Origin of the sequence: Mycobacterium sp. E2327, assembly GCF_001672675.1 — a bacterium.
Taxonomy (GTDB): Bacteria; Actinomycetota; Actinomycetes; order Mycobacteriales; family Mycobacteriaceae; genus Mycobacterium.
In genome coordinates this window covers 45,568-53,586 of record NZ_LZKE01000022.1, presented here as the reverse complement: position 1 = coordinate 53,586, position 8,019 = coordinate 45,568, and the positions used below count along the sequence as shown (strand labels likewise).

Here is an 8,019-nt window from a genome sequence, read left to right as displayed (position 1 = left end):
CAGCCCGCCAAACCAGCCGCGACGCCGCCGGCACGTCCCGTCGACCGCAACACCTGGCGGATGCCGCCGCTGACGCTCCTCGAACCGGTCACCTGGTCCCCCGGCACCCGGCTCGGCATGATCGCCCTGCGCAGCTACCTGGTCGTCGGCGCGCTGCTGCTAGTCGTCAAAGCCGTCCAGCTCGGCCGCTGAGTTTCCCCGAAGCGCTTGCCTGCCAATGCTTAGCAGTGTTAGCTGAGCAACCAGCAGCAAAGCACATCGCCGGCAAGTAGGGAGGTTTGGAGCATGCTCCAGCGAGCGTTCATCGTTACAGCAATCGTTGTCGGGATAGCGGTGCCACCCGTCGCCGATGCGGCGCCGTCGACCACCACGCCGTCGCCCGCCCCGACGACCGGGTCCAACGTCTACTACCCGAACTGCAAGGCGGCGTGTGCCGCCGGCGCGGCCCCGATTTACATCGGGCAGCCGGGTTACCGGGCGCCCCTTGATCGCGACGGCGACGGCATCGCGTGCGAGGTGTGCCACTGAATTCACCTAGCGGCTCGTCGGCGTGCCGGCGGTGATCCGGGCGGCGACCGAATCGAATACCAGGGTCACCAGGTCGACCACGTCCTGGCGCGTCACGTCCAATACCCCGTCGAGCCAGGCGAGCAAGTAGGAGTCGGCGGCGGCCACCACCCCGACGCCGAGCAACAGCCGTTCCCGGTCGTCGACCGTGTTCGACTCCGGCAGCAGGTCGGCGACGAGCCGGGCGAGTTTACGAAGTCCTTGTTGGCGTTGGGCTTGAACCGTTGGCCCGCCGGAAAACACCTCGCGAAGCTTGATGCGCGCATGGCCGGGATTGCCCTCGAGTGAGCGGCTGATGGCATCGATCATCGCCCGCGCACCGTCCGAGGCCCGGGAGGTGGCGCCGATCGCTGCCTGGCACGCACTGACTTCCTCGTCGATCACTTCGTCGTAGGCAGCCGCCAGCAGCGCATCCAGGTCGGCAAAGCTCTCGCCGAAATACCGGTCGCGCAGTCCCGCCTGACGCAATACCGCGCGGATGGACGTGCCGGCGTAGCCATATTTGCCGAACAGCTCGATGCCTGCGGTGACCAGGCGCGCACGGCGCTCGGCCACCCGTTCGGCCGCCGTCTTCCCGTCGTAATCCCTCATGCCCTGCCTTCTGGTTACACGCGTCCCACGATGTCGAATCCTAGGCCAACCTGCGAACTCGCGTCCCGACAATGTGAGGGCAGTCATCATCTGATTGCGCTTGCTCTCAGATGGCGGTAGCGTTCGGCGCATGACATCTTCAGCTAGAAAATCCGCACAGGATTCGTTCGACTACGTCATCGTCGGGGCCGGAAGCGCGGGGTGCGTGGTGGCCAACCGCCTCTCCGAGGACCCGTCGGTACAGGTGCTGTTGCTCGAGGCGGGCCCCGAGGACACGATGGACGCGATTCGGGTACCGGCGATCTTCGGTTCGCTGTTCGGGTCGGAAGTCGACTGGAACTATCGCCTCGAACCGCAGGCGCACTATCACGGATCGACGACCTACCCGCGCGGCAAGACCCTGGGCGGTTCGTCCTCGATCAACCTGATGGTCTACATCCGCGGACACCGCGCCGACTTCGACGGATGGAGCGAACGCGGCTGCGCCGGCTGGGATTACGACAGCGTGCTGCCCTACTTCATCAAGGCAGAGAACAACAGTCGACTGGGGCAGCCGTTGCACGGTCAAAGCGGTCCCCTGCACACAGAGGACCGGCTGTTCACCCACGAGCTCTCACACAGTTGGGTCAGCGCGGCAAGCGAATGGGGCCTGGCGACGACCGACGATTTCAACGGCGCATCCCAGATCGGTGCGGGCGCTTATCAAGTCAACTGCCATCGAGGCTGGCGGTGGTCGAGCGCCGACGGCTATCTGAGACCGGCGCTCGCCCGACCCAACCTCACCGTGCGGGCCAACGCCCTCGCAACGCGGATTCTGGTGGACGGCGGCCGTTCGACGGGTGTTTCCTACGTGCACGATGGCGCTGAGATCAGCGCCTACGCCGGCGCGGAGGTGATTCTCTGCGGCGGGACCATCAACTCGCCGCAACTGCTGCTGTTGTCCGGCATCGGTCCGGCCGATCAGCTGCGCGGTCTCGGCATCGGCGTCAACGCCGACCTGCCGGGCGTCGGAGAGAACCTGCACGATCACACGATGACGCCGATCGTCTGGGCCACCCAAAACTCGACCGATTTGTTGGAGATGGCCAGCCCGGAAAACCTTTCGCTGTGGCAGAGCCGCAGCGGCGGTCCGTTCACCTCCAACGGCGGCGAGGTCGGGGGCTTCGTATCCACCCACGGCCAGGCGATCCCGAACATCCAATTCATCGGCGGACCAACATCATTCGTCGATCACGGCCGGTTCAGCTTACCGCTGCCCAACTTCACGATGAACGTCGCCGCGACGCACCCGCGCAGCCGCGGTCGGCTGTGCCTGTCCTCCGCCGATCCGGGCGAGGCGCCCCGGATCAATCCGGCCTACTTCGCCGACCCGGCGGACCTCGACGACGTCACGGCCGGGCTGGGCGCCGCCGTCGAGATCGCGCAGCAGTCCTCGTTCCGGAAGTTCGTCAAGGGATTGAACCTGCCGACCGAGGCGAATCCGGGCAAGGCCGCGCTCACCGAGTATGCGAGGACCTGGTCACAAACCGAATATCACGCAGTCGGTACGTGCGCGATGGGCGTCGACGAGCGGGCAGTGGTCGATCCCGACCTCAAAGTCCGTGGCGTCGAGGGACTTCGCGTCGTCGACGCATCGGTGATGCCCGCGATAGTCAGTGGAAACACCAACGCGGCGGCCGTCATGATCGCCGAGAAGGGTGCCGATCTGATCAAGGGCCACCGGTCTCCGGGGCGGGACGTATGCTGCTGACCGGTAGGCGCCGGGCCGGGGTCGCTGCCCCTTATTGGGGCAGCGCCTCGCCCCGCGTCTCGGGCGCAAAGGGAATGATGAAAAGCCCGATCACGAACGCAATGGCCGTCAAAGCGACCGGTAGTCCCAGGGTATGCAGGTGCAGCACCGCCGCGCCGAGCAGGAAGTTGACGCCCGCGCCGACGAAGCGGCCGAACGACGTGCAGAAGGCGAACGCCGTTGCGCGCACGCGCGTCTCGAACTGCTCGGGCAGCCAGAGGCTGAAGATCGCGAAGTTGCCGCCAAAGAACCCGAGCACGAACAGCCACGCGATGAACGGCGCGAGCCCATTGGGCAGATAGAACGCCCAGCCGAAGCTCCCGACGATCGAAACAGCCATCCCCGCAAAGTAAATCGCAAGCGTCTTTCGGCGCCCGATGCGCTCGGAGAGCACCGGCACCATCAGGCACCCCAGGATGGTGCCGATGGACAACAGGCCCGTGGCCCAGGACGCCGTTCTGGTCGCGCCGGCCTTGTCGAAGCCCGCGTGCTGCGCCAACTGAATGACGGCGGTGGGTTCGTAGACGGCGCCGGCCCATAGGCCCACGATCGCGATCGTCAGCAGCGCGCAGGCCACCCAGGTGCGACGCCGATAGCGCGGCCCGAGAATCTCGCGCAGTGGCTTCACGCGGACCTTGGGCTGAGCCTCCAGGTTCTCCCACTTCTCCGTCTCCTTCACCCGCGTCAGGATCAGGATCGCAACGACGATCGGCACCGCGCCCGTCAAAAACATTGCGCGCCAACCGAAATGGACGCCGATCGTGTAGTTCAGGGCCGCCGCCAGAAAGAACCCGGCGTAGTAGCCGGTCTGCAGGTAGCCCGCCCCCATCTTGCGCCGGTCCTCGGGCCACGCCTCGGCCACGTAAGTCCCCGCCAACGCCCATTCGCCGCCGATGCCGACGCCCGCGATGAAGCGGAAAATCGCCAGCTGCCAGACATTTTGCGCCGCGGCCGAAAGCCCGGTGAAGATGGCGAAGGTAAAGATCGTCGCGGCCAGCACCTTGGTGCGCCCGAAGCGGTCGGCGATCGGCCCCCAGATGAACGACAGGCCCCAGCCCACCAGAAACAGGGCGAACAGGATCGATCCCGCGAGACCGACGTTGGTCGAAGTCGCGGCGAAACCCGAACGCGGCAGCAGTTCGGTCAGCGCGGGGGCGAGCACGAGGGCGTAGATGAACGAATCCATTCCGTCGAGCGTCCAGCCCGTCCATGCGCCCCAGAACCCCGCGATCTGGGAGCGATTGAGCGGTGTGCGACGCCTGGCGAGGCTTGCCGGCTCCGTCGTTGACGTCATCTGGCCTCCGTTGGCACGGGTAGAACGACTATCGGGATTCGCATATGCACGCGCCGGTGCTGGCCTAGCCACCCTCCGGCATCACATTGTATATAATATAGTGATGAGCGTAACAGGTCGAACTCCGTCGGACAATGCGTTGGGTGCGTTGCCGACGGCGCTCTCGCTGGCGGAACGCGGCAGCACGTCGCGGTTGATCGCCAACGCGCTGCGCGCCGCCATCGTCGACGGCACCCTCGCCCCCGGGGCACCGCTGCGCCAGGACGCCATCGCGCGGCACTTCTCAGTCAGCGCGATCCCCGTTCGCGAGGCCCTGCGCCAGCTGGAGAGCGAAGGCTGGGCCAAGGTGGAGATGAACAAGGGGGCGACGGTGGCCCCGTTGTCGCCCGGCGAGGCGCGCGAGGTGTACGAGATCCGCGCCGCCCTCGAGAGCCTCGCCATCGGGCTGGCGATACCCGCTCACACGTCGGACACGCTGCGCCACTGCGAGGCGCTGTACGAGGCGGCCGCGGCCGAAACCGAGCCGTCGCTGTACGTCGCGCGCAACGAGGCCTTTCACATGAGCCTTTACGAGCCGGCCGCGCGCCCACAACTCCTGGCGCTGATCGGCATGCTGCATGAGCGCGGAGAGCGCTACCTGCGGCTCAAGTTCGGGCTGCCGTCCTACAAGGGCGAGTCCGACCGCGAACACGCGTCGCTGCTGCGGGCCGTGCGCCGGGGCGATGTCGAGCGCGCACAGTCGCTGGTCACCAGGCACCTGCTCGGCACCGGCGAGCTACTCCACCGCGTCCTCGGCGAAAACACCGATGTGGTCGGCTCAACCGGGGACTCGGAAACCGGACGAGAAATGGGCGCGTAATTCAGCGCCGAAACGGACGGCGGCTCGCCGGGGCGGTGAAGCCTTCGGTGTCATCGAAGAATGCCCAGGTCCCCGCGTCGTCGACCTCCATGCGCCAGCCCAGCTCGGTGCTGCCCGCGACGGCGTCGGTGAACCACACGTATGCGGCCTCGGCGCTCTCGAAATCCTTGGTCGCCACAATCCCGCCATGTGGGTCGATGATCCGGAACTTGGCCATGCGCTGTGATTATCCCTTCCGGGGGAAATTCAACCGCAATTAGCCGGCGCCGGCGACCGGAAACGCTCAAACCGTGCGCGCCAAACGCTGCGCGAGCAGCTCGGCGAAGCGCGCCGGATCCTCGAGCGCGCCGCCTTCGGCGAGAAGGGCTGTGCCGTAGAGCAGTTCGGCGGTCTCGGCGACCGATTGGTCGTCGGCGCGGTCCTTGTGCGCGTCCCGCAGGCCCGTGACGAGCGGATGATTCGGGTTGAGTTCGAGGATCCGCTTGCCGACCGGAACGTCCTGCCCGGTGGCGCGGTAGAGGCGCGCCAGCGTCGGGGTGATCCCGAAGGCGTCGGTGATCAGGCAGGCGGGCGATTCGGTCAGGCGCGTCGACAGCCGCACGTCCTTGACGTGCTCGCTCAGGGTCTCTTTGAGCCAGGTCAGCAGGTCGGCAAACTCCTTCTCCTGCTCCTCGCGCTCGGCCTCGCTTTTGCCCTCTTCGTCGTCGAGGTCCACTTCGCCCCTGGCCACCGACTGCAGCGGTTTGCCGTCGAACTCGTCGACCACCCCCACCCACACTTCGTCGACCGGATCGGTGAGCAGCAGGACCTCGTAGCCCTTGGCCTTGAACGCCTCGAGGTGCGGTGACTTCAGCAGCTGCTGGCGCGTCTCGCCGGTGGCGTAGAAGATCTGCTGCTGGCCCTCCTTCATCCGCTCGACGTACTCGGCCAGGGTGGTGGCCTCCTCCTCGCTGTGGGTGGAGGCAAACGACGACACCTGCAGCAGCATGTCCTTGTTGTCGGCGTCGGACAGCAGCCCTTCCTTGATGGCCCTGCCGAACTGGGTCCACAGGGTGCGGTAGTCGTCCGGCCGCTCGGACTGCAGCTCCTTGATCGTGGACAGGACCTTCTTGGTCAGGCGGCGACGGATCGCCTTGATCTGCCGGTCCTGCTGCAGGATTTCGCGAGATACGTTGAGCGACAAGTCTTGTGCGTCGACGACGCCCTTGACGAAGCGCAGGTATTTCGGCAGCAGCTCGTCGCAATCGCCCATGATGAACACGCGCTTGACGTACAACTGGATTCCGACGTGGGCGTCCCGGTCGAACAGGTCGAACGGCGCGTGCGACGGAATGAACAGCAGGGCCTGGTACTCGAAGGTGCCCTCGGCCTTCATCGCGATGACCTCGAGCGGGTCGTCCCAGGCGTGGGCGATGTGCTTGTAGAACTCGTTGTACTCCTCGGCGGAGACCTCCTCCTTGGGCCTGGCCCACAGCGCCTTCATCGAGTTCAGGGTCTCGGTTTCGAGCGTGACGGTCTCCTCGCCACCGTCCTCGCCCGGGGTGCGTTTCTCGACCTCCATCCGGATGGGCCAGGAGATGAAGTCGGAATACCGCTTGACCAGATGCCTGATCTTCCATTCGGCGGTGTAGTCGTGCAGCTCGTCCTCGGCGTCCTCGGGCTTGAGGTGCAGCGTGACCGAGGTTCCCTGCGGCGCGTCGTCCACGGATTCGATGGTGTAGGTGCCCTCGCCGCTGGATTCCCACCTGGTGGCGGCGCTCTCGCCCGCCTTGCGGGTCAGCAGCTCGACCTTGTCGGCGACCATGAAGCTCGAGTAGAACCCGATGCCGAACTGGCCGATCAGTTCCTCGGAGGACGCCGCATTTTTGGCGTCGCGGAGCTGTTGGCGCAGCTCGGCGGTGCCGGACTTGGCCAGCGTGCCGATCAGGTCCACCACTTCCTCACGCGTCATCCCGATGCCGTTGTCGCGGACGGTCAGCGTTCGCGCGCTTTTGTCGACGTCGATCTCGATATGTAGGTCGGAGGTGTCGACGTCGAGGTCCTTGTTGCGAAACGCTTCCAGGCGCAGCTTGTCCAGCGCATCGGAGGCGTTCGAGATCAGCTCCCGCAGAAACGAGTCCTTGTTGGAGTAGACCGAGTGGACCATCAAATCCAGCAGTTGCCGGGCCTCGGCCTGAAACTCCAACTGCTCGACACGCGCGTTCATGACACTCCCTGCACTTTCCTTCCTGATACGACGTTGCAAATTTACCGAGGTGCGGTTGGTCTACGCCCGCGGGCTGGCCCTACCCTGAACCCATGTCCGTTGCTCAGCGCGAACGCGCCGCCCTCGTCGCGACCATGCGGGCCGTCGGCCCCGAGGCGCCCACCTTGTGCGAGGGCTGGAAGACGCGAGACCTGGCCGCCCATTTGGTGATCCGGGAGTATCGGCCCGATGCCGCGGCGGGCATCATGATTCCGTTCTTCGCGGCGCACACCGCCAAGGTGCAGCAGGAGGCGGCGTCGAAGAACGACTGGGACGAGTTGGTGGACAAAATCGCGTCCGGCCCGCCCGTCTATTCGCCGTTCATCCTGCTCGACCCGGTGGCCAACGTCGCCGAGATGTTCATCCATCACGAGGACGTGCGCCGCGCACAGCCGGCCTGGGAGCCCCGTGTGCTGGAACAAGGGATGTGCCGGGCGCTGCGTCGCACGCTGTCGCTGATGGCCCGGGTCACGCTCGGGAAGGTCCCGGGTCGGGTTGCGTTGCGCACGCCCGGGGGCAAGACGGTGCTGACGGCCGGCTCCGGCCCGGCGGTCGTGGTGACCGGTCCGCCCGAGGAGCTGTTGCTGTTCTCCGTCGGCCGGGAGGCTCGGGTCGAGTTCGACGGCGACCCGGCGGCGGTGCAAGCGGTCCGCGACGCGCCCAAGGGGTTGTAG

The 8,019-nt window shown here is 66.3% G+C and carries 8 protein-coding genes and 1 pseudogene; 5 read left to right on the top strand and 4 right to left on the bottom strand.

What is annotated here, in order from left to right; genetic code table 11:
* A pseudogene (locus A5712_RS29990) lies at nucleotides 1–192 on the top strand (manganese transporter); the annotation flags it as partial.
* A 93-nt stretch (nucleotides 193–285) separates the two neighbouring features.
* Entirely contained in the window at nucleotides 286–528 is a 243-nt protein-coding gene (locus A5712_RS30630) for an excalibur calcium-binding domain-containing protein (RefSeq protein WP_369830349.1), read from the top strand.
* A 6-nt stretch (nucleotides 529–534) separates the two neighbouring features.
* Here the strand turns inward: A5712_RS30630 and A5712_RS02560 are convergent, their stop codons facing one another.
* Entirely contained in the window at nucleotides 535–1,158 is a 624-nt protein-coding gene (locus A5712_RS02560; protein ID WP_068100845.1) for a TetR/AcrR family transcriptional regulator, read from the bottom strand.
* Between the two features lie 130 nt (nucleotides 1,159–1,288).
* Between A5712_RS02560 and A5712_RS02555 the strand changes: the two genes are divergently transcribed.
* Nucleotides 1,289–2,908, top strand: a complete 1,620-nt coding sequence (locus A5712_RS02555) for a GMC family oxidoreductase (protein ID WP_068100843.1) — start codon at nucleotides 1,289–1,291, stop codon at nucleotides 2,906–2,908.
* Between the two features lie 31 nt (nucleotides 2,909–2,939).
* Here A5712_RS02555 and A5712_RS02550 read toward each other — a convergent pair whose 3' ends face one another.
* Nucleotides 2,940–4,241, bottom strand: coding sequence for an MFS transporter (locus A5712_RS02550; protein ID WP_068100841.1), 1,302 nt, complete (start codon nucleotides 4,239–4,241; stop codon nucleotides 2,940–2,942).
* A gap of 103 nt (nucleotides 4,242–4,344) precedes the next feature.
* On the opposite strand from A5712_RS02550, the gene A5712_RS02545 reads away from it, so the two are divergent.
* Nucleotides 4,345–5,100, top strand: coding sequence for a GntR family transcriptional regulator (locus A5712_RS02545; RefSeq protein ID WP_068100839.1), 756 nt, complete (start codon nucleotides 4,345–4,347; stop codon nucleotides 5,098–5,100).
* Between the two features lies 1 nt (nucleotide 5,101).
* On the opposite strand, the gene A5712_RS02540 is transcribed toward A5712_RS02545, so the two are convergent.
* A complete protein-coding gene (locus A5712_RS02540) occupies nucleotides 5,102–5,317 on the bottom strand; it encodes a hypothetical protein (RefSeq protein WP_068100837.1) in 216 nt (71 codons plus the stop codon).
* Between the two features lie 66 nt (nucleotides 5,318–5,383).
* Nucleotides 5,384–7,306 (bottom strand): molecular chaperone HtpG, encoded by a 1,923-nt coding sequence (gene htpG, locus A5712_RS02535; RefSeq protein WP_068100835.1) that lies wholly within the window; start codon nucleotides 7,304–7,306, stop codon nucleotides 5,384–5,386.
* A gap of 92 nt (nucleotides 7,307–7,398) precedes the next feature.
* Between htpG and A5712_RS02530 the strand changes: the two genes are divergently transcribed.
* Nucleotides 7,399–8,019 carry a TIGR03085 family metal-binding protein gene (locus A5712_RS02530; RefSeq protein WP_068100832.1) on the top strand — a complete coding sequence of 207 codons (621 nt, stop codon included), beginning with the start codon at nucleotides 7,399–7,401 and terminating at the stop codon, nucleotides 8,017–8,019.

Excerpts from the sequence above, each read along its gene's own strand:
- A5712_RS02545 (WP_068100839.1), top strand. The coding sequence starts at position 4,345 with ATGAGCGTAACAGGTCGAACTCCGTCGGACAATGCGTTGGGTGCGTTG.
- A5712_RS02540 (WP_068100837.1), bottom strand. The coding sequence starts at position 5,317 with ATGGCCAAGTTCCGGATCATCGACCCACATGGCGGGATTGTGGCGACC.
- A5712_RS02560 (WP_068100845.1), bottom strand. The coding sequence starts at position 1,158 with ATGAGGGATTACGACGGGAAGACGGCGGCCGAACGGGTGGCCGAGCGC.
- htpG (WP_068100835.1), bottom strand. The coding sequence starts at position 7,306 with ATGAACGCGCGTGTCGAGCAGTTGGAGTTTCAGGCCGAGGCCCGGCAA.
- A5712_RS02530 (WP_068100832.1), top strand. The coding sequence starts at position 7,399 with ATGTCCGTTGCTCAGCGCGAACGCGCCGCCCTCGTCGCGACCATGCGG.
- A5712_RS02555 (WP_068100843.1), top strand. The coding sequence starts at position 1,289 with ATGACATCTTCAGCTAGAAAATCCGCACAGGATTCGTTCGACTACGTC.
- A5712_RS30630 (WP_369830349.1), top strand. The coding sequence starts at position 286 with ATGCTCCAGCGAGCGTTCATCGTTACAGCAATCGTTGTCGGGATAGCG.
- A5712_RS02550 (WP_068100841.1), bottom strand. The coding sequence starts at position 4,241 with ATGACGTCAACGACGGAGCCGGCAAGCCTCGCCAGGCGTCGCACACCG.